This is a genomic window from Shinella sp. JR1-6 (assembly GCF_004284735.1).
GTDB lineage: Bacteria > Pseudomonadota > Alphaproteobacteria > Rhizobiales > Rhizobiaceae > Shinella.
Map to the genome: position 1 here is coordinate 1 of NZ_SHMI01000038.1, position 19,159 is coordinate 19,159.

Below are 19,159 nucleotides of genomic sequence, written 5' to 3' on the forward strand. Positions count from 1 at the left end.
ATCGATCAACCTTGGAAGATTATGTCCATCGGCCTACGAGACTGGGCACACAGGTCATGATCAATGCTCGTTGGTATGAGTGGTTGCCACCATTGATTTTGTCATCACCCAAGCCACCCTTGACAATGTCGTTATCCCCGCCCGCGGAAATTGTATCGTTGCCCAGCAAACCATAGATAATGTTTTTCCCATCAGTGCCGGTCAGAATATCGTCCGCTTTCGTACCCGAGACTTGGGTGGGCGATGGTTCTCCGGGGGAAGATTTTTCCCAAGAAAATTTTAATTTAATAAATTCGTTGGGGTTAGTGTCGAGATTGTCTACCTCAGGACCCATCGTATATGTAATGCCGATGGTTCCGTCTTTTATGATATTTTTCCAATCGGAGGATGATATAGTCAAATTCGATGTCGTATATTGTGATTGGATCCCTTGAAATTTTCCCAGATCATGTCCTTCTATGCTTAGAGAAAACCATTCATCTGGGTACAGTGTTGTCAAATCACCAAAATCACCTAGAAAATCTACTTGTACGTCTGCGTCTCCAGATGTATTTCTCGATACATAAATTAGTGTATCTCCTAAAATCTTGTTTCTGGAATCCCCTGTGTCAGCAAAACCCAGTATTTCGCTTGTTACCTCTGTCGTTTCCGTACTCATAGTATCCTCCAACGGATTGTGAGTTGTCGGAGAAATCTTAGGAGATTACGTAGCGAGCGTCTTAGTTACGTATGCGGTTGCTCTGGCCATCTGTTTGCAGTAAATGGGCGTAAAACAGGGAGCATGGACCGTGAGAGGGGTAGAATGCTGCCGGGTAATAACCGCAGTTTGGCTTACACGATCTTACCCTCTTCCTACCCAACACTGTCGATTAGAAGGAGGGGCATTTTAGAGCCCCGCCTTCCGCATCAACTCATCCAGTGCCTCGCCGTAGGACATTCCAGTGTCGTTGCAGTATTGCTTAAACCTGTTGATGACATCGATCGGCGCACGCACGAACGCTTGGTCCAAAGGCTCGCTCGTCTTGCGGATGCGCTTGATCCTTTGGACCGGCTCGCGGCTTTGGAAGCCGACCCTTTCGGCTGCACGATCGGAAGCCTCCTGTTCGGCCTGCGCTGGTGCCTTTTCCGCGGGGCGGGGTGCGAAGCCAGAGAGATCGAGTTTCTTTGGTTTTCCAAATCCGAGATCGTTGGACATCATGCTGCCCTTTCCGTCGCGGCGCCACGAAGGAGTTCGAGTACCTCCTCCGTCAACTGAACGGCGTTGTCGATTGCAGCTTCCAGGCCGTTCACCTGCCTGGCGTCGAGTTCGAAGAGGCTGAGCCGTTCCATGAACATGGCGTTATAGGCCTCGCGGCGATAAAGATGGGTGCCGAGAACTGGCAGGTCATTGCTTCGCATCTGATCTGCGATCTCTCGCTCGATACGCCGTGTGAATGGCGGAGGACTTGTGCGATTGAAGGCGAGCGTGAAATTCAGCTTACGCCCGATGTCCTCCTCACTTTCCCGCACCAGGCCGACGGCGCGTGCGGCCTGCTTGGCGTCGAGAGCACTGCCGCCCAATGGTATCAGGGTGAGATCGGCGCGAATAATTGCGCGTGATGCAAGGCGGCTTGCTGTGCCTTCGAGATCGACGAAGACGAATTGTGCCTCGGCGGCGGCGGTGTTGATGAGGTCGCGGATATTGCCTTCCGTCGCCTCGCTGATGACCTTGATCGGAAGATTGCTCTTTCCCGTTCGCCAGTCGGTGATCGGTTTGTTGGGGTCGGCATCGATGATCGTGACGGATCCACCCTGCTGAGCGAGGGTCGAGGCTATGGCCAGGATGGTCGTCGATTTACCCGCGCCCCCCTTGGGGTTGGCTGCGCACACTACCGGCATGGCTCGTCTCCTATTGATTATCAAGCGTACCTGATAGCTTGAATGCATGAATGATTTCTGAAAGCTATCAAATAGCATTCATATCGCAACTGGATAGCATTTAGATTGCAATATGCATGCTATCTGAAGTCAATATCACTTGATATCTATACCGCTATCATAGCTCATGCTCCTGCGTGGCAAGAGTGAAGTGCTGCGGCTTGGTTGCCTGGGGGCGGCCTGGGTTGCTGCAGTCAGTGAATAGGCGGCTATCTGGTTAAGCGCATCGCTCAATAAGCCATTGAGCGATCAGCCGATTCACCAATCTCCGGTTTAGTGAGGCGGCGTGAGCCGCACTCGCCAGGAGGCAAACAAGTTTCCACGCTATGCTATAGAGAGCTGGAGGAGCGCCAGTGAATGGCTTCGGCGCACGGCAATTGGCTTGTACTCATGGTACGCCCGGTTTGTTGCCGTCCAGACGCTCCATACAGGCCTTGGCCACGGTTTTTTGCAACATGGTCACACGATCGATCAACCAGACCAATTCCTCGTTGGTTATTTCGTAGGCCGGGGAGTAGCGCGCATCGACATAGGCGCGATCAAGGCGGGCAAAGCTCCGCTTAGCGAACCGGCTATCGCGCGGCCAGATGCCGATGAGTTGCGGAGCGATCCTTTCGGCCTGGGAGCGAAGGAAGGTCAGCTTGTGGGATTTGGGGCTGTAGAGGGCCAGGACGAGCAGGGTGCAATGATAGAGGCGTTCGGTAGCTTGGTGGAGTTGAAAGGCGGCTAGGTTGAGGTTCCCCCGGTCGCGATAGAAGGCTGCGCCTGCCAGCAGCTCGGCCGTATCCGGGAACCATTGTTCGAAGTACTGCCGCGCGAGGTCTCGGGTTACCTCCGGGGTCAAAGTCTTGGGTGAGGTGAGGGGAAAGCCGGAGGCCTCGTAGAGCACCACGCCGTCGCGGGCGATATCGACGAAGAAGGGGCGGCCCCGGGCGAGCTGGTCGTTCACGTCCTGATAGCTATGGACGATGAAGTTTACAGGCGTGGCGAGTTGGCGGGTAATGGTCAGCTCCTGCAAGAACCGCTCGCCGGCCTTCTCCCAAGCCTCATACTGTTCGGCAAAACGCTCCTCGTTGACGATGATGAGAAGGTCATAGTCGGAAAGGTAGCCGCTCTTGCGATCTTCGACCCAATCGCCGCGCGCATAGGAGCCGAACAGGACCAGCTTGAGGATACGGCCGCGCCTGGCCTTTTCGGAGAGCTTGGTTTTCTGGACCTCCTCAAATTCCCCGAACAGAATCGCGGCGACCCGTTCCAGCTCGCGGCGTTTCTTGTCGGGCAGATGGGCGAGACGGTCAGGCAGCGTCATAGAGCCCCCTGAATTCCGGATCAGCGTAATAGGCGAGCTTGCCGGCGACGATGGGCCGTTGGCCGGCGAGAAACAGCAGTTCGAGATTTTGGGGCAAGTTGCGAACTTCGTCCGGCGTGAGCAGCGCGCGGGCTATGTGCTGCTCGCCGAAGTTGATGCGGCTTTCTGCGGCATCGAGGGCGCGGCTCATGGTCTGGAATACGACCGTCTCCTGTCCGAGCAGATCGGAAATCAGGCGGGCGCTGTCGTGATCGTTGACGCCGAAGACCTGAAGGACGCCGGCGTTCGACAGGAAGGTGCCGGCGCGCTGGCCGTAGGTGGCGCGGAGCTGGTGAACGTCCTGCAGTATGGGCCAGAGCTGGACGCCATAGCCGGCCATAAGGCCCATGGCGCGCTCGACGGGAGCGAGGTGGCCGAGCGCGGTGAACTCATCGAGCAGATAGAGGACCGGGGCGGCCGGCTTGGCGGGATCGCGCGCCATGTCGGTGAGGCTTTGGGCGACGAGCAGGCGCAGCCATCGGGAATTAGGTGGCGAGGCGATCGGGCGGCAGGACGAGGAAGACGGAGGCGCTGCGGTGCTTGAGATCGGCAAAGCGGAAATCCGATCGGCCGAGGACGGCCACCATGCGCGGGCTATCGAGAAAATGGGTATGGCGCTGCGCGGCGGAGAGGACGCCGGCGGCTTCCCGGTCGGATTTACCGAGGTGGCGGTTTGCGGCACGGACGACCAGGCCGGCAGCGGCGGTTGACGTTTGCATGTCCTTCAGGAGTGCGGCGAAGGTTTCGGGGGCGAGGGTGAGGGCTTCGCGCAGGGTGGCGAGGCTTCGCCTGTCGCGCGGCTCGCTGGCGGCGATATGGAGGATCAGGCCGGCAATGAGCGCCTTGGCCTCCTCGTTCCAATGCGCTTCGCCGGCCATGCCGGGTTCATCGAACACGAGGGCGTCGGCCAGGGTGCTTGCGTCTTCCGCGACATCGAGGCCGGCCGGGTCGAGGGCGTCGAGCGGATTGAAGGCGGCCGAGGGCCTGCCGGTGACGGCGAAGGGATCGAGCACATGGACCGGTCCGAACTGTTCGCGCGCGCGGCCGGCGATCTTGGCATTTTCGCCCTTGGGGTCGATGCAGATCACGGAGCGGTCGGTGGTGATGAGGTTCGGGATGATGGTCCCCACACCCTTGCCGGTGCGCGTCGGTGCCATGGTCAGCAGATGGGCCGGGCCGGAATATCGCAGCAGGCGCTTTGATTTGGAATCGCGGCCGATCAGCAGGCCGGTATCGGCGCGGGCCAGCGGTGCCATTTCCTTGCCCGTGGCAAAACGGGCCGAACCATGGGTGTCGCCTTCCACGTCCCCGAAATTGAGGATCATCGGGGCGGTGATGAGGCGGAAGGCGGTGGCGGCCATGATGAGCAGTGTGACGCCATCCCAGGCAATGACTGGAATGGAGCCGGGGCCGAAGCCGCCGAAGTCGCGAAGGACCATGCGCCCGCCCAGTCCGACCACGAACAGGATGACGAAGAGAATGAAGAAACTTTGCAGCAGCGGTTTCCAGACGCGGAACGGCATGGCGAGCAGAGACAGGAACGCCCACAACGGATTGCGAAGAGCGGCCCATAGCATGTTCTTGAATGCGGCCCACGCAAGTCCCGTCTGGCTCATGAGGGCGTCTCCCCGTTGTTGCCTGCGGGTTCCGCCTTGGGTGCGGCGGCGAGCAGATCGGCAAAAAGTTCCTTGTCGCCGTCGCGGGTCAGGAAGCCGGGCAGTTCTCGGCGCAGCCATTCGCCCAGGTCGCGCGAGAATTGATCCGGGTCACCTTCAAGGCGGTGCAGGACGAACGCACCGAGCAGCACTTTGCGGCGCGTGTCGTTGGCGCGTTCCTGCTTCGATAGACGGGCCTTCAATGTGGCGCGCTGTGCATCCAGTTCGGCCAATCTTTGTTCGATCGTCTTGCGCGCCATCGCATCACCTCTGTCTCAACTCAGCGCCGAGACTATCATTTCTCACGATCATTTCCAGATATTTGCCTGTTCCGATTGAAAATCTCCCGGAATTGCAGCACAATCCGACTATCAATTAACTGCATCAGCGTTAACTCAAGCGCCACACCGAGCAACGAAAGAGCGTAGCGATTGAATTAAGAAGGGCGCACTTACGAGTTGCTACGCAACTCAGCGCGCCGCCAGCTTGGAGGCTGGCGGGAAAATTGGAAACAGGATCGAGGAAACAGGTTGGCGATCTACCATTTGAGCATGAAGCCAGTTTCGCGGGCGAGCGGTCGTAGCGCCGTCGCCTCTATGGCTTATCGTGCCGGGGAGAAGCTGACCAACGAGCGCGACGGGATCACGCATGACTACACGGCAAAGCAGGGCGTGGAATATGCGGAGATCGTCTTGCCGGAAGGCGTCGAGGCGGATTGGGCGCGGGATCGGTCGGACTTGTGGAACGCCGCGGAGTTTGCCGAGAAGCGGAAGGACGCCCGCGTTGCGCGGGAGTTCGAGATGGCCTTGCCGCATGAGCTTTCGGCCGAGCAGCGGCTGGAGGCGGCGCGGGGGTTCGCGCAGGAATTGGCAAACCGTTATGGCGCGGCGGTGGATTTTGCGATCCATGCGCCGCATGACGCCAGCGACGTTCGCAATCATCATGCGCATGTGATGATGACGACGCGGCAGGTTGGTGAGAGCGGTCTAGGCGAGAAGACCTATCTTGAGCGCGAAAACAAATGGCTGTTGTCGAACGACCTGCCAACGACTGACATACAGCTTCGCGACCTTCGCCAGCGTTGGGAGGGGATTGCCAACGAGCATCTTGCGCGGGCCGGTCTTGATATCCGGATCGATCATCGCTCGCATATGGAGCGCGGGCTTGAGATCGAGCCGACGGAGCATATGGGTGTCCATGCCACGCAGATGCAGCGCAAGGGCATGGACGTATCGCGCACACGCATTGACGAGGACGCGGCGCGGCGCAATGCGGAGCTGATCCGGGAGAAGCCGGAACAGGTTTTGACCCTCATCACCGGCGAAAAGAGCGTGTTCGATCGGCACGACGTTGCGCGGGCGCTGCATCGCTACATCAACGACGACCCGCAGGAGTTCCAGAGCGCCTTTGCGAAGGTGATGGCCTCGCCGGCGCTGGTGGAGTTGCAGGCCGAGCGAGCGGACCCGGTAACGGGCGAAATCGAGCTTGCGCGCTATTCGACCCGCGAAATGGTCGAGATCGAATCCGGTATGATCGAGAGCGCGCAGCGGATGCACGGTGCGCATGGTCATGGCGTCGATCGCCGGCATATCGAGCGGGCGATAGAGCGGCAGGACGCCGCCATTCAGCGCAGCGCTGGCGATGCTTCCGCCCGGCTGTCCAACGAGCAGCGCCGGGCGATCGAGCATATCACCGGACCGGAGCGGATCGCGGCCGTTGTCGGTTATGCCGGCGCTGGCAAGTCCACCATGCTCGCCGCCGCGCGCGAGGCGTGGGAGGCCGAGGGCTATCAGGTTCACGGCGCGGCGTTGTCGGGCAAGGCGGCCGAGGGCTTGGAGGAATCTTCCGGCATCCAGAGCCGCACGCTCGCGTCATGGTCCCGCAGTTGGGAAACCCCACATAGTGGGGACCGCTATGCACTCGGCCGCGGCGACGTGTTCGTGATCGACGAGGCGGGGATGGTCGGGAGCCGGCAGCTCGCCCGCTTTGTTGGCGAGGCCGAGGCGCGGGGGGCGAAGATCGTGTTTGTCGGCGACCATGAGCAGTTGCAGGCGATCGGGGCCGGCGCGCCGTTCCGGGCGATCACGGAGGAAATCGGCCATGCCGAGCTGTCCGAGATTCGCCGGCAGCGCGTGGACTGGCAGCGGGAGGCTTCCGTTGACTTTGCCACGCACCGGACGGCCGAGGGACTGGCCGCCTATCGGGATCACGGCAATATCAGCTTTGCCGAAACCGGCGAGGACGCGCGCTGCCAGATCGTGCGCGATTACCTTGCCGATCGTGACGAGCGTCCGAACGGCACCCGGGTTGCCATGGCGCATCGCCGGGTCGATGTTCGCGCCATCAATGACGCGATCCGGACGGAGCTACAGGACCGGGGTGAGCTCGCGCGGGCTGACGTAGGCGGCGAGGGCAAGAACGTCGGCGCGCTGGTCTTCCAGACCAATGACGGGAGGCGCGAGTTCGCGTCGGGCGACCGCATCGTATTCCTGGAGAACAATCGCGACCTTGGTGTGAAGAACGGGATGCTTGGCACCGTTGAGAGCGTCGAGCCTGATCGATTTGGTGCCGGCCCCATGATCGTGGTGCAGCTCGACGGCGGCCGGGAGCGTAGTGTGTCTGTGCCGATGGGCGACTATCAGGCGATCGACCACGGCTATGCGACGACGATCCACAAGAACCAGGGCGCGACGGTCGATCGGTCCTATGTGTTGGCGTCGGGGACGATGGACCGGCATCTGGCCTATGTCGCCATGACCCGGCATCGCGACGGGGTGCAACTCTATGCCGCCCAGGACGAGTTCGCCAATGCTAGCCAAATGGTGGCTTCGGGCCGCCTGGTCGAGCATGGCGTTGCGCCCTACGATCACCAGCCAGGCAAGGGCGACAGCTATTTCGTGGCGCTGGAAAACGACAAGGGCGAACGCCGCACCGTTTGGAGCGTAGATCTTGCGCGGGCCATGAAGGAGGCCGCGCCTGACATCGGGGAGATGATCGGCCTTCAGCATCTAGGCTCCACCCCCGTCATTTTGCGCGATGGCACGCAAACGCATCGGAATACATGGAAGGTTCAGAATGCCGGCGAGCTGGCCTATGACCAGCTTGAGCGTCGCCTGTCGAGGTCGGGTGTGAAGGAAACCACGCTCGACTATACCAAGGACTTTGCCGAACGGCGGGGGATCGCAGCCGACCAGGGGATTGCGGAACAAATGGGCGTCCGCAGTGAGGTCGACGTTCGGGCCGATCGTGCTGCTGGGCTGCGGGCGAAAAAAGAACCGGAGGCGTCCTGGAAGCAGGCGATGAAAGCTGGCGCAGATCTCGGGCAGGACCCCCATTTGGAGCCTCGGGGAGATTTAGCCCATAATCGTGGAGAAGTCCGCCCGGACGGCCGAGAAGGGGGGGAGGAGGGCGAGCGGCGGATAGACTGGCGGGAAATCATGTCACCGGTAGCCGCCGGTGCACAGCAGGGCCGCGATCACCAGGCGCAGGGGCTTGGGTCGAGCAAGGCCGGTACACCCGAGCCTCTGGTACCGGCGATCACGCGCCACGATCGCAGCATTGAAGACGTCGCGCGCGAAAAGGCCATGCCCATCATCGAGCAAAGGTTTGAAGTCGTGGAGTCGATTGTGCGCGATGTGTTCCGCGATCCGGCCGAAATCGCAAGGCGCCTGCGCGTCGCCGTCACAGAGAAAGAGGGTAACGGCAAGGTGATGGCGAAGGCCATGGCCGAGCAACCGGAACGGTTTGGGGAACTGCGCGGAAAGTCCGGTCTGTTGGGGGACAACAAGGAGCGGAAGGCCGCGCTGCATTATGCCAAGGCAGTTTCTGCCCATATCGGCTATGCCTCCGAGGCTTGGGAGCGCCGGCTTGGGGAAGAACGGGCCTCCGAGCAGTGGCAGCGCGAAAAGCGCGATGTGGTCGAGGTTCCTGGCCTTACGTCTCGCAGTGCCGAAATTCTCGATCGGGTGGACAAGGCGCCCATTGGCAAGCGCAGCCAGCTCATTGATGAGCTACGTTCGACGCCGGAGGGCAAGGCCGCGCTCGAAGAGGCCAGGCGGGTTGCCGAGGCGCTCAAGCACCGGTTTGGTTATTCAGATCCTCGAAACTTTGCCAAGGAGCTTGAACAGCGCCCAGAGCTTGTGACGCGAGCCGAGCACATCAAGTCTGTAGCCCGAGTGGTCGAACGCACGAGGATGGCTGAGTTGAGCCACGATCACGCCCTGAAACTGCAGCTTTCCCAGTCCAAAGGGCCTGGATTAAGCAGATAGGAGTGTCGGCGTTTCTGAAATGAAACTCAGGTGCCGATCCGCATCAAATCAGCGAGGATCGAGCGCAGCATTGGTACTGGGGTGTCGGTCATGAAGGCATTTGGGTCTTGCATTTCGATCATGGAATGCAGTTTGGCCACTACGCCATCAAGGGAATTGGCGGAACTCTGCCATAGAGCTTCCGCCAATTCCCATTCTAATCTGTCCGCTATCACCTCCTCTTCGCAAGCTTGAGTGTATCCAAGCTCCCACCTTGTAATGTTCCATTCGTGTTGGAGAGACCGTAGCTGCTCGACGGCAGTGTTTCTGGCCTCAACGGTCTCTGCTCCCGGAAGAGCTTGCTCGATCTCCTCAACAGAGGAGACGAAGAGAGGCATTTCCTCACCAGGAATATGCATCGCAACCAAGGGCTTGTCCGTAACCTCCGAGAGCTTTGCTTCGAGCTGCCGTTGGAGTGCGGTCAACTCACACCGCCGCTGATGGGCACTGTTCCACTTGCGCCAAAGAGCGAGAAGAGAGGCGTCGCTTTCCGGAGGGGTGCGGGGCGTGCCAGATGCCTGCTTTGTTGCAGCGGCCATGAAGAACGCTGCCCCAGCCGAAAGTATGTTTCGGCGGGTTTTAAAAGGCAAAATTCTGCTATTCTCGGAATCAGCCATGATCCAAAGCTTTCGCTAGCTTGGGTGTGGTCAGGCTGGACAGGGCCTCTTACACCCTGTCTAGCCGTCTACTGAAGTCCCATAGTACTCTGAAAAACAGGCGAAGCAATAGGAATCGCCAAAAATTGGTCATTCTGATGTCGCCTACTCAATTCCGTATGGCCCGTGCTGCTCTTCGATGGGGTATCGTCGAATTCGCCAAGCGCGCGAAGGTTTCGACCAGTACACTTGTTCGCTTTGAGCGGGGCGAAGGTCTCAAGCCAGCGACAGTTGACCATCTAAAAGCAATTTTGGAAGACGCCGGCATAGAGTTTATCCCGGAAAATGGTGGGGGTGTCGGCGTCCGGCTGAAAAAGCCAATGCCTTAATTGGTGCAGTTTTGGCCTGGAGTGCAACCGTGCCGATTATACCGCACAAACGTGATGGTGGTGCGGAGGAGAGCGCCTGTTTCGGCAGAAACGTGGCGATGATCGCGGTGATCAGGCACAAAAGTTGTCTGATCCACTTGAGCAGAAGCGAGAAGTTGTAGCCGACGGCGGCGAGAAGCGCGTTGACGGCATCGCCCTGCTTTCCGGCGAGATAGTTGCGGTCCATGCGATGCTCGTTCTTGAGATGCCCGATGACGGGCTCGACGGCTGATCGCCGTCGCATCTGACGCTTGATGGCAGGCGTGACGCGGCGCTTCTGCCCGGCAGTGAAGACCCGGAATTTGTGGCTGTCCGGCGCATTGTGGCCGCGATATCCGGCATCGAAGAACTTGCCGGGGACAACCGCGCTTGACCCGACACGACTACATCGTGACGGATGCGGCAGAAGCCGATTCAACGATAATGGCGCTGGCGTGACAAGGCTGCGCGCAGACCAGCTTTAGAGCCAGGAGGCCGGTGTCTTCGGCAGGCGCTGGTCGGGATCGATGACCTTGAGCGATGGCTTACCCGGACCGCTCCAGTGCCACAAGGCGACGCAACTGCCGCCGGGCGACATGAAAGACGGGTAGACGGCGCCATCGAAGCCCTCGTCCAGCAAGCGCTGCCGCAGCAGATGGGTTTGCGGTACCGTGCCCGCGTCGAGATCGGTGCGCCACTCGCATCTGTGGATGCCGGCATCGAGGCCGAGCTCGTCCAGCATCGCGGCATCAGTCAGGTCGGCCAGCCTCGCCTCCGACAGTTCGAGCTGGGCGATCAGCGCCGGATGCTGGACGAAACCCTGGTTGTACTCGGCCCAGGCGGTCGATAGTTCGCAGGCCGCATAAAGCGTCGCCGCACCGACAGGATTCCACCGTCCGCCAAAACGCTCAGCACCCTCGCCCGAAAGCGGTATGTGGGCCCAGCGGGGCACGAAGGCCCGCCACAAGGTCCGCTGCTGACGTGAGCCTGCTTCAGGCATAAACGCCGGAGCGCACCGCCTCCAGATAGGCCAGAACCTTGTCCGCCTTGCCCGCGCCGACTAGGTCATAAGCCGTCTTGCCGGCCCAGCCCGGTATCGGCTGATGCTTGAACCAGATCGCTGCGCGGCTTTCGTCGCCGGCCATTTCAGCGGCCATCGCCAGGATGCGGACGACGGGGCTGAGCGCCTGATCGACCTTGCGGGCACCGGAGCGCGCGGTCAGCGTGTTGCGTGCGACGCCAACAAGCCGTGCCAGATCGGCTTGGGTGACACCCAGCAGTTCCGACACGCGGCGAGCCGACAGGAACTGTGATCGCGCCTCACCAAAATGAGTCGCCGACATTCCCAAACTTTGAGCTGCCATGACACGCTCCTGACTTAACTTGATATCCATGCGCTCAATATGAGCACATTATGTGCTCAATTCAAGCTCAAAGCGTGACTTGAGGGTGCTCCGGCCGCTCTATCGCGTGGGGCTATCGCCAAGTCGCACAATGGAAAGTTCTACAGAAGGCAAGCGATTATTTCTCGGACTGGTAGGACGTGCCGGCTTTGCCTATGGGATGGCCTGCCCTTCCGAGGACATTGAGTATGATGCCGTTCTCTTGAACGGGAAGGAGCCAAGCCATGCAGATTTTCATGTTGGGTATCGACATTGGAAAGAACAGCTGCAGCGTGGTTGGGGTATTCGCCGAGCTCGCCGCTTCGATGTAGCCTCGAGCGCGCTCAGTCAAGACCTGCAGCTAGGCGGCATGGGAGGAGGAGACGCGAGCGCCGACAGATCCTCCTCCGCAGCGATTTCACCGTGACGGGTCATGCCGCCTGGATATCGGTTTGTTTGAAATCGTTGCCTTTGTAGAGCAGTGGCTCCCCCGACAAGGTCGCCAGCGCATAGGAGAAGCAGTCCCCATAGTTCAAGCTTGCGGGATGACGGCCCTTACCATAGCGGCGCCAGGCCCTGCGAGCTTGATCGGAATGCTCTGCCGTTACTGCCACGACCTCGATCTCGGCCTTATGCAGCCAAAGATCGAGCTCGGCTCCGCCCGCCTCGCCGAAACGGCCCTCTAGCACCATCGCGGCTTCGAGGAGGGTCGCAGCCGAAATCAGTCGAATGGAGTCGTCTGCGATGCGACTCCGATAGGACGCAGCATCGGGTTCATTAAAGAAGATTGCCACGATTGCAGAGGTATCGATCACCATCAGGTTGGGAGCCCATTTTCGTCGTAGCCGATGATGTCATCGGGGCTTCGGTGATCAAGGACAGGCAGGGCGCTTAAGCGGCGCTGCATTGCTTCCATGTCCTCGATCAAGGCTGCTTTCTTCGCTTGCAACCCGGTCCGCTTGAGGCGCTCCTCGAGCGCACGCCGCGTCGCGATGGTAATGGTCTCGCCGGTTCGCGCAGCGAGTGCGCGTGCGAGTTTCTCCGTCTCCGGATCTTTGATACTAAGTGCCATCGTAGGTATCCAGGCTCCTTCTTATATATAATCCACCTATAGCGTGAATAGTGCCGAAATTCCAGAACCCCGGGATCTTGGGTTCTCGCGCTCCTCAGCTAGCCGCATTTCATGGATCTCTGATTTATCTGAGACGCCTTGAAAGCTAGGAATTGTTCGACAGCCGAGGAGGCAAGGCGCGCGCGCAGCAAATGGCCGGCAAAAAGCTGGCCGCGCTCTGCCTCGGAAAGATCGCCACACATGCCGGCGGCGAGTGCTTCCTTCTAGCGAGCGGGGCAAATTTATCTATGCGCTCCAGTGCTGCAATAGGGCAGGTGACGTCGGACGAGCCACGCAGGGACACCAGCGCGCCGTTGTCGAAAGTTTCGACCCAGCCGCGCCCATCGTCTGTCTGGTCGCGGCCAAGGTCGCGCCCGGTGATCTCCGAGCGACGCAGACCGCCGGCAAAGCCGAGCAACTGCATCATGGCCCGGTCGCGAAGCCCGCGCAACGAACCGCGGGTAAGCGTCTCCAGCATGGCGATCAGATTTTTTGGGAAGATCGCTTCCTTCGGCCGGGGCAGTGCGGCGTGCCGCGCTGGGAACAATTCCAGACGATCGCCGAGAGGCGCCGCTCGATGGTTGAGACGCCATTGACTTTGTCGTCACGCTCAGCCGTGCGCGGAGGAGCGGGCGATAATGTAGAGTCCGACGATTTCCGGTTCCGGGGGAGGGGACAGATTCTGTCGTCGGCACCAAGCGGAAAAGTGCCGCCAGTCCGCGGTATCGGCCCGCTGTGTATTGGCTGAGCTGGCGGCTTCGACATAGCCCGGGCGCGTTTGGTCAGATCCTGTAGGTGTCCCGGCAGGGGAGGGCGCTTGACAGGGCGGCAACGACGGTGGTTGAAATACCGCCGGCCTCCGCCGTGCTGAGCGGCGGAGCAGCGACGTCCGGAGCACAAAATCCGCTGGTTTCGTCGATGATTTGCGGCATTTCTCTATGATGAGAAACATAACCGATAAGGCAATCGGGTCGATGAGCTGTGCATCCGCCGAAGCCGGGTGGGGTTACGGATGCCCGGTTTCCTCGAGAGGTTGGTCCTCCTGTTGGAGCATCAGCGAAGAAATCTCGATCGTCAATGTTTCAAAGTCTCTCGAATAGGGTGAACTTCGGCACCAGAGTGCGAAGATTTGCCTGCCGACCGGCATATGTCTGATTTCCACCAGCGCCAGCTTTCCTCCCGCCGTCAGTTCGCCACAGGTACCAGAGGCCACAACTTCGGTGAGTTCGAGTTTATCCTCATGTCTAGCAAGATAGATCTCCGACTTGAGCTGCAGGCCTGCAAAATGAATTGCGTCGATCCGCTCGACTGGTTCTCCCACATATTGACCCGCATCCCTCAAGGCTGGCCGGCAGCCAAAATCAAAGCGCTTATGCCCCGGAACCTCCGGCCAGACGCCATCGGCTGACCGTTTACGTTCATGTGCATCAGATATTTGCCCGGTCTTTCACGGCTTTGACCTTGAGAGCGGCACAGGGGACCGGGCGACAACCCGAGCAATGTGCATGGTATTGTCCACTGGGGACTTCCCCTTTTTTCAGTTTTGCTATACCGATCTACGAAAAAGGTATAACGACGTTAAGGCCATCGCGCTTGAAGCGGCAACAAACGAACTTAACATCTGCCAGCGGAACAAAACGAGGTCCGCTGAAGCTGTTCTCAAGATTGGCTGCTATGTCATTGATGAGGGCCGATACGAATACGCCTCAGGCTACCTCTGCTTAGAAGGCGTGGGATTGAACGCTGGGAGAGGTCCAAGGGCAGTCGCCCTGTTGGGGAGCATCACTACCGATGAAGAAGATCGATCTCGTCTACCAGACTATGCTTGCGGAATTGGGCCAGCGATCCATGGACGCGGCATGGACAGCCGATTTTCCACCCGAGGGCCGCTTTCAGCGTGTCGTCGTCAAGGAGAAGGCTTATTGGTATTTCGACATCCCGGACGGCTCCGGCGGCAAGTCCCGGCGATACGTCGGCCCTGCTGATGATACGGAGATCACGCAGCGTGTCGAAACCCACCAACAACAGAAAGACGATCTCATCGCTCGGAGGCGCATGGCTAGCACGCTGACACGCGACGGCGGCATGGTCGCCCCTGACGCGATGTCCGGCAACCTCGTCGAGGCACTCGCGGCCAGGGGCCTCTTCCGGCTCCGCTGTGTCCTCATCGGGACAGTCGCATTTCAGACCTACGCCGGACTGCTCGGCGTACGCCTGCCCTCGGCATCAGTCCTGACCGGGGATGCGGATATTGCGCAGGACTATGCGATCTCGCAGGAAGTCGAAGACAGTCTCCCCCCGATTGTCGAACTCCTGCAGAGAGTCGATCCCACCTTTCGACCCGTCCCTCATCGATCGGGATCCGTGGCTTCGTCTGCATTCCAAAATTCGACTGGATATCGCGTGGAGTTCCTGACATCGAACCGCGGCTCCGACGACTATATCGGCCAGCCATCGAAGATGCCTGCCCTCGGCGGGGCGAGCGCGGATCCGCTTCGCTTCCTCGACTTTCTTATCAGGGAGCCTGTGCGGACAGTCCTGCTTCACAAGAGCGGTGTCCCTGTGACAGTCCCGGATCCGGCGAGATATGCCGTCCATAAGATGATCGTCGCCACGAGACGACGCACCGACGGTATGAGCGCGATCAAGCGGGACAAGGACATCCGACAGGCGGAGATCCTCTTCGAGGCCCTGTTCGAGACACGTAGAGCATCCGATTTCGCCATCGCGTTCGATGAAGCATGGGAGCGCGGCCCGGCCTGGCAAGAAGCCCTACTTCAGGCCGAACGGAGTATGCTATCGAAATCTGGAGCTAGCGCGTTTCGTCAGATCCTTTGGCAGGGGAATCAGGAAATCGGCAAGGAACAGTCTGACGATCCTGTATGAGGAAATAGAAAGAAGAAGGTGTATGCTGCTGCCGCCTACCGCAAGGCGCGCCAGATCTAGTCGACAAGCGCTGGATGACCGGACGACGCCCGGGGCTCTATTCCCTGCTCACCGACCGTCTCGGCAACGAACGTTCAGCACGAGCTACGCGCTTTGATCTCAAGGAGTAGCGTGTCGCAGGTTTCGGAGAGACCGTCCTAAAACGCGATGGGCGTGGGGTTCCATAGGCGCGGTGAGTATTCGCCGAGCTCGCCATTTCGACATAGGTGCGCGCCCGGTCCGCCAATTGCTCGAGGTGTGCCGGTAGGGCATGGGAGAGGGCATCCACCACGTCGCGCACGATATCGATGATGTCGGGGAGTTCGTCGTCGGCCGAACGTGACTCGCTCGTCATCGTTAGGCAGCCTGAATATCCGTTTTGGAGAAGTCATCGCCGATGAAAAGCAGCGGCTCGTCGCTGCGCTTTGCAAGCGCGTAAGAGAAACAGTCGGCAAAATTCAATCCGGCGGGGTGATGGCCTTTGCCATAGGTGAGCCAGGCCTGTGTCGCCACGTCGACCAGGTCGGCATCGACCGCAATCACATCGGCCGCGATCTTGGTGAGCCAGAGGTCAATCTCGGCAAGCGCATGTTCGCCATGCCGGCTCACAAGGACCATGCGCGCTTCAAACACGCAGGTTGCGGGAACAAGCCGCACGGTGTCGGCAACTATAGCCCTGCGCAGGGTCTCCGCTTTCAGCTCATTACGCAGTATCGCGACGATCGCGGAGGTGTCGATCACCATCAGTTCGGAATCCCGTGTTCGTCAAAGCTGATGATCTCCTCATCAGTACGCGTATCGAGCTCGGGCAGTCGCGCCACACGCTCGCTGATTGCGCGGAGTTCTCCGAGAAGGCGGTCCTGTGCGACACCTCCGTGCCCCAGCCGGTGCAGCCGCTCGTTGAGCGCCTGATGAATGGCCGCCGTCTTGGTGATTCCTTGGCGGCGCGCAAGCTCGTCGGCGAGGGCGACGGTCGCCGGGTTCTTGATGTTTAAGGACACGAAAGGCTCCAATAATCTACCATTTTCATGTTTTCTACCATGTCCTTGCGTAGCCGTCAATTATGAACGATAAGGCAATCTTATCTATCATTTTTATGAAGCGTGAGGCGAGCGGTTTTTGTTGTAGTTTTTAGCTTTTTCGCTCTCCATTCTTGCTAGCTGATGTAGAGCTGAAGGCACCTTAGCTATTCAAAATTAACTCACCTAAGCGACTGGATAGGGGACTGAATAGAGGGTAGTGGAGGAGGAAGAGCCACATCTCTGAACACATCGCTGAGGCAGTGTAGCGTACGGGAAAGGGTCTTTTAAAAGGAGTTTGTCGAGACGATTATGGATAAAAAACTCCTCGTAGCTTTACGACAACATCGGGTGTCTTTCCACGGTACGCCATCCGAAAGTCGATTTGGGATTGGGCGTGTAAGGGTTCCTATTGTTTTCGAGCCGTTTGTAGAGCTGAGGGGAGGTGCTTTCGATATTCGCCGCATCGACGCCTTTACCTATTTAGGGGGACGCGGTTCGCGTTATCGCCATGTTGGTAGGATAGGGCGCTTTTGCTCACTAGGACCAGGAGTAGTCTGTGGGGCGCCTGAGCACGATTACAGGGGCATCACGTCTCATTCCCTTATGACAGGGCACTGGAACGCCAAATGGCCGGAGATGTTCGATGATTTCGGCATAGAAGCGAGCCAGATTGCACAGGGTAGGCAAAGCCTTGCAGCTGCGACCGAGAAAAGGCGCGCGCGTATCACGATCGGAAACGACGTCTGGATCGGCGATGGTGCTCTTCTCTCAAGAGGCGTGACTATCGGGGATGGAGCCGTGGTTGCTGCGCGTGCAACAGTCGTCAGCGATGTCCTTCCCTACACTGTGGTGGGTGGAACGCCTGCAAAGCTCATAAAGCCGCGGTTTCCATCCGCAATTGTCGATCGGCTTCTTGCATCACGCTGGTGGGACTATGGTCTCGCCATCCTTGCTGGTACGGAATGGTCAGACATCGAGAGATGCCTCGAGGTGATTGAGCGGAGAATAAGAGAGGGAATTGAACCATATAGGCCACGCAAGTTACGCATTTATCCGGATAATTCAATTGAATATTTTAATGGTTACCTTCCGCCACGAGAATAATCTTATGGTTTAACCTTATTGAAAATAACTTATATCAATTCTTGACGTTATGTACTCCCTAATCATCCTCTCTTCTTCATCTGTAATCTCGTTTACCCAGTCTCCAGAGATTCCCTTTCGGTAAAAGCTATTTATATCCATCTCTCCAGGATTTCTATTTGTAAATGATTGAAAAGAGTTGGAATAAACTATGTCATTAATAATTTCTTTTGAAGTGTGTACTCCAATAAATTCCAGAATTTTTTTTATCTCTTCTGCATTGTTTCCTAGCAATTCTTCATAATAAGTCACATAAACATCAGAAGTATATTTGTTTATTGCTGACGTTATTTTTTCAAAACAATTAACAAACTGATTAATAGTAAGTTTAATTTGAAAAATCCTATTTTCCGACCCTTTATTTAATACATCTTTAACTCCACTTCTTTTTGCGTGGTATAATTTTGAAACAACAAGATCTCTTGGATCTCTAAGTATGCATATTATCTTTCCATTAGGATAAATATGCTTTATGTTATCTATGTACTCATAATACCTAGGAGTCTTGTCCCCAAATGCATCTGCACTTTTTTCTTCATTTGATAACATCATTTTCATGATCACCTGATGGCAAAATTCAAAAAAATCAGAATTCGAAATATTATTATAATACGGATTTCCATTATACACTTCTTTTGAGACTAATTTCAAGCGTGTATTATAGTCTCGGAAAACCGTTGCCATGGGCAATAACAATTTTTCGATAAAGTGTCCTTCTCCTTTGCATATAATACTAGGGTGACTGTTTAACGAGCGCTGGAGCCACGTTGTGCCCGACTTCGGAGCGCCGCAAACAAAGAACATATTAGTTTCCAACCGGTTCATACTGACTTCACGATTCTGCTCTGTTTCACCGTCTTTGTGGGCGCGGGAATATGGGGAAAATGCCGCTGAATAGTGAAGTCGCATACTGGGTTGGAAATCACAATCCGGCGGGGGCGGCTGCCCTTGCTTCCTTTTGGTGTGGACAAGGCGCAGCAGAGGGATTCTGTTTCCACGGCGATAATTTGAGTGGCGCCATATTGAATGTCGCAGATTTTTCGCGTATGCAGGTTTCGCTGTGCCGTGGAAATCAGCGCTTTAGAGGCAAGAACGCGGAAGGTTTGCTGGGCCTTCCGCGTTTTTCTTTTTCTTTTCGGCCGCTTAGCGCAGGGTGCATTGGTCTCCTGTTGCGTTCCGGCAACAATTCTGCCAAATTGTCGAAAACTTACAAAAATAGTGCCGTTCGGGAAATATTCGCTGGGCCACAGGCCTAATTCCCCGGCAGATCGAGTTGACTTTCCGGCGTAATCTTGGCATGCACTCAGAAGCATAGCTGCAGCTATGCGTCCCAGCAGTGAACATTT

General features: G+C 57.8%; 19 protein-coding genes and 3 pseudogenes. 4 read left to right on the forward strand and 18 right to left on the reverse strand.

Translation table 11 applies throughout. From position 1 onward, the window contains the following. Positions 1–19: 19 nt before the first annotated feature. From EXZ48_RS31030 to EXZ48_RS31055, 6 genes and pseudogenes are all read right to left on the reverse strand, one after another. Entirely contained in the window at positions 20–658 is a 639-nt protein-coding gene (locus tag EXZ48_RS31030) for a calcium-binding protein (protein WP_130520841.1), read from the reverse strand. Between the two features lie 228 nt (positions 659–886). Continuing rightward, the gene (locus tag EXZ48_RS31035) at positions 887–1,198 is read right to left on the reverse strand and encodes a hypothetical protein (RefSeq protein WP_245462410.1); all 312 of its coding nucleotides are present in this window, start codon (positions 1,196–1,198) and stop codon (positions 887–889) included. Beyond that, positions 1,195–1,926 (reverse strand): ParA family protein, encoded by a 732-nt coding sequence (locus EXZ48_RS31040; protein ID WP_245462411.1) that lies wholly within the window; start codon positions 1,924–1,926, stop codon positions 1,195–1,197. The genes EXZ48_RS31035 and EXZ48_RS31040 overlap by 4 nt, the downstream gene beginning before the upstream one ends. 379 nt (positions 1,927–2,305) lie before the next feature. Next, on the reverse strand, positions 2,306–3,226 hold the full coding sequence (locus tag EXZ48_RS31045) for a HEPN domain-containing protein (RefSeq protein ID WP_130520843.1): 921 nt from the start codon (positions 3,224–3,226) through the stop codon (positions 2,306–2,308). Then, positions 3,213–4,881 (reverse strand): annotated as a pseudogene (locus tag EXZ48_RS31050) (type IV secretory system conjugative DNA transfer family protein). Before EXZ48_RS31050 ends, EXZ48_RS31045 begins: the two are co-directional and overlap by 14 nt. Continuing rightward, positions 4,878–5,180: a mobilization protein gene (locus tag EXZ48_RS31055; protein WP_130520845.1), complete on the reverse strand. Its 303-nt coding sequence runs from the start codon at positions 5,178–5,180 to the stop codon at positions 4,878–4,880. Before EXZ48_RS31055 ends, EXZ48_RS31050 begins: the two are co-directional and overlap by 4 nt. 270 nt (positions 5,181–5,450) lie before the next feature. Between EXZ48_RS31055 and traA the strand changes: the two genes are divergently transcribed. After that, on the forward strand, positions 5,451–9,188 hold the full coding sequence (gene traA, locus EXZ48_RS31060; protein ID WP_130520848.1) for a Ti-type conjugative transfer relaxase TraA: 3,738 nt from the start codon (positions 5,451–5,453) through the stop codon (positions 9,186–9,188). Positions 9,189–9,214: 26 nt separating this feature from the next. Here the strand turns inward: traA and EXZ48_RS31065 are convergent, their stop codons facing one another. The 8 genes and pseudogenes from EXZ48_RS31065 to EXZ48_RS35095 all read right to left on the reverse strand — a co-directional run bounded on the left by EXZ48_RS31065 (position 9,215) and on the right by EXZ48_RS35095 (position 14,044). Then, the gene (locus tag EXZ48_RS31065; protein WP_130520850.1) at positions 9,215–9,844 is read right to left on the reverse strand and encodes a hypothetical protein; all 630 of its coding nucleotides are present in this window, start codon (positions 9,842–9,844) and stop codon (positions 9,215–9,217) included. A gap of 471 nt (positions 9,845–10,315) precedes the next feature. Continuing rightward, positions 10,316–10,594 (reverse strand): annotated as a pseudogene (locus EXZ48_RS31075) (transposase); the annotation flags it as partial. Positions 10,595–10,711: 117 nt separating this feature from the next. Then, the gene (locus tag EXZ48_RS31080; RefSeq protein WP_371687686.1) at positions 10,712–11,257 is read right to left on the reverse strand and encodes an RES family NAD+ phosphorylase; all 546 of its coding nucleotides are present in this window, start codon (positions 11,255–11,257) and stop codon (positions 10,712–10,714) included. Then, positions 11,223–11,594, reverse strand: a complete 372-nt coding sequence (locus EXZ48_RS31085; RefSeq protein WP_130520854.1) for an antitoxin Xre/MbcA/ParS toxin-binding domain-containing protein — start codon at positions 11,592–11,594, stop codon at positions 11,223–11,225. Before EXZ48_RS31085 ends, EXZ48_RS31080 begins: the two co-directional genes overlap by 35 nt. A 449-nt stretch (positions 11,595–12,043) precedes the next feature. After that, positions 12,044–12,430, reverse strand: a complete 387-nt coding sequence (locus tag EXZ48_RS31090) for a type II toxin-antitoxin system VapC family toxin (RefSeq protein WP_130520856.1) — start codon at positions 12,428–12,430, stop codon at positions 12,044–12,046. Then, a complete protein-coding gene (locus EXZ48_RS31095; protein ID WP_050746849.1) occupies positions 12,430–12,684 on the reverse strand; it encodes a type II toxin-antitoxin system VapB family antitoxin in 255 nt (84 codons plus the stop codon). The genes EXZ48_RS31090 and EXZ48_RS31095 overlap by 1 nt, the downstream gene beginning before the upstream one ends. A gap of 98 nt (positions 12,685–12,782) precedes the next feature. Then, positions 12,783–13,530, reverse strand: a pseudogene (locus tag EXZ48_RS35090) (hypothetical protein). 199 nt (positions 13,531–13,729) lie between these two features. Then, positions 13,730–14,044: a hypothetical protein gene (locus EXZ48_RS35095; protein ID WP_165909480.1), complete on the reverse strand. Its 315-nt coding sequence runs from the start codon at positions 14,042–14,044 to the stop codon at positions 13,730–13,732. On the opposite strand from EXZ48_RS35095, the gene EXZ48_RS31105 reads away from it, so the two are divergent. Together EXZ48_RS31105 and EXZ48_RS31110 are read left to right on the forward strand one after the other, a co-directional pair. Beyond that, positions 14,009–14,131, forward strand: a complete 123-nt coding sequence (locus EXZ48_RS31105; RefSeq protein WP_371687687.1) for a transposase domain-containing protein — start codon at positions 14,009–14,011, stop codon at positions 14,129–14,131. The genes EXZ48_RS35095 and EXZ48_RS31105 overlap by 36 nt on opposite strands. A gap of 383 nt (positions 14,132–14,514) precedes the next feature. Next, positions 14,515–15,609, forward strand: coding sequence for a GSU2403 family nucleotidyltransferase fold protein (locus EXZ48_RS31110; RefSeq protein ID WP_130520858.1), 1,095 nt, complete (start codon positions 14,515–14,517; stop codon positions 15,607–15,609). A 396-nt stretch (positions 15,610–16,005) separates the two neighbouring features. Here the strand turns inward: EXZ48_RS31110 and EXZ48_RS31125 are convergent, their stop codons facing one another. Together EXZ48_RS31125 and EXZ48_RS31130 are read right to left on the reverse strand one after the other, a co-directional pair. Beyond that, positions 16,006–16,392, reverse strand: a complete 387-nt coding sequence (locus EXZ48_RS31125; protein WP_130520860.1) for a type II toxin-antitoxin system VapC family toxin — start codon at positions 16,390–16,392, stop codon at positions 16,006–16,008. Next, positions 16,392–16,649 carry a type II toxin-antitoxin system VapB family antitoxin gene (locus EXZ48_RS31130; RefSeq protein WP_130520862.1) on the reverse strand — a complete coding sequence of 86 codons (258 nt, stop codon included), beginning with the start codon at positions 16,647–16,649 and terminating at the stop codon, positions 16,392–16,394. The genes EXZ48_RS31125 and EXZ48_RS31130 overlap by 1 nt, the downstream gene beginning before the upstream one ends. Before the next feature lie 330 nt (positions 16,650–16,979). On the opposite strand from EXZ48_RS31130, the gene EXZ48_RS31135 reads away from it, so the two are divergent. Then, positions 16,980–17,774 carry an antibiotic acetyltransferase gene (locus EXZ48_RS31135; protein WP_130520864.1) on the forward strand — a complete coding sequence of 265 codons (795 nt, stop codon included), beginning with the start codon at positions 16,980–16,982 and terminating at the stop codon, positions 17,772–17,774. Between the two features lie 15 nt (positions 17,775–17,789). Here the strand turns inward: EXZ48_RS31135 and EXZ48_RS31140 are convergent, their stop codons facing one another. Both EXZ48_RS31140 and EXZ48_RS35100 read right to left on the reverse strand, forming a co-directional pair. Further along, positions 17,790–18,722 (reverse strand): sulfotransferase, encoded by a 933-nt coding sequence (locus EXZ48_RS31140; protein ID WP_130520865.1) that lies wholly within the window; start codon positions 18,720–18,722, stop codon positions 17,790–17,792. Beyond that, positions 18,635–19,126, reverse strand: a complete 492-nt coding sequence (locus EXZ48_RS35100; protein ID WP_165909482.1) for a hypothetical protein — start codon at positions 19,124–19,126, stop codon at positions 18,635–18,637. Before EXZ48_RS35100 ends, EXZ48_RS31140 begins: the two co-directional genes overlap by 88 nt. Positions 19,127–19,159 lie beyond the last annotated feature (33 nt).

Coding starts and splice junctions, on each gene's coding strand:
- EXZ48_RS31135 (WP_130520864.1), top strand. CDS start 16,980: ATGGATAAAAAACTCCTCGTAGCTTTACGACAACATCGGGTGTCTTTC.
- EXZ48_RS31045 (WP_130520843.1), bottom strand. CDS start 3,226: ATGACGCTGCCTGACCGTCTCGCCCATCTGCCCGACAAGAAACGCCGC.
- EXZ48_RS31085 (WP_130520854.1), bottom strand. CDS start 11,594: ATGGCAGCTCAAAGTTTGGGAATGTCGGCGACTCATTTTGGTGAGGCG.
- EXZ48_RS31105 (WP_371687687.1), top strand. CDS start 14,009: ATGAATTGCGTCGATCCGCTCGACTGGTTCTCCCACATATTGACCCGC.
- EXZ48_RS31055 (WP_130520845.1), bottom strand. CDS start 5,180: ATGGCGCGCAAGACGATCGAACAAAGATTGGCCGAACTGGATGCACAG.
- EXZ48_RS31090 (WP_130520856.1), bottom strand. CDS start 12,430: ATGGTGATCGATACCTCTGCAATCGTGGCAATCTTCTTTAATGAACCC.
- EXZ48_RS31065 (WP_130520850.1), bottom strand. CDS start 9,844: ATGGCTGATTCCGAGAATAGCAGAATTTTGCCTTTTAAAACCCGCCGA.
- EXZ48_RS31030 (WP_130520841.1), bottom strand. CDS start 658: ATGAGTACGGAAACGACAGAGGTAACAAGCGAAATACTGGGTTTTGCT.
- EXZ48_RS31125 (WP_130520860.1), bottom strand. CDS start 16,392: ATGGTGATCGACACCTCCGCGATCGTCGCGATACTGCGTAATGAGCTG.
- EXZ48_RS31110 (WP_130520858.1), top strand. CDS start 14,515: ATGAAGAAGATCGATCTCGTCTACCAGACTATGCTTGCGGAATTGGGC.
- EXZ48_RS31035 (WP_245462410.1), bottom strand. CDS start 1,198: ATGATGTCCAACGATCTCGGATTTGGAAAACCAAAGAAACTCGATCTC.
- EXZ48_RS31040 (WP_245462411.1), bottom strand. CDS start 1,926: ATGCATTCAAGCTATCAGGTACGCTTGATAATCAATAGGAGACGAGCC.
- EXZ48_RS35100 (WP_165909482.1), bottom strand. CDS start 19,126: ATGCTTCTGAGTGCATGCCAAGATTACGCCGGAAAGTCAACTCGATCT.
- EXZ48_RS31140 (WP_130520865.1), bottom strand. CDS start 18,722: ATGCGACTTCACTATTCAGCGGCATTTTCCCCATATTCCCGCGCCCAC.
- EXZ48_RS31095 (WP_050746849.1), bottom strand. CDS start 12,684: ATGGCACTTAGTATCAAAGATCCGGAGACGGAGAAACTCGCACGCGCA.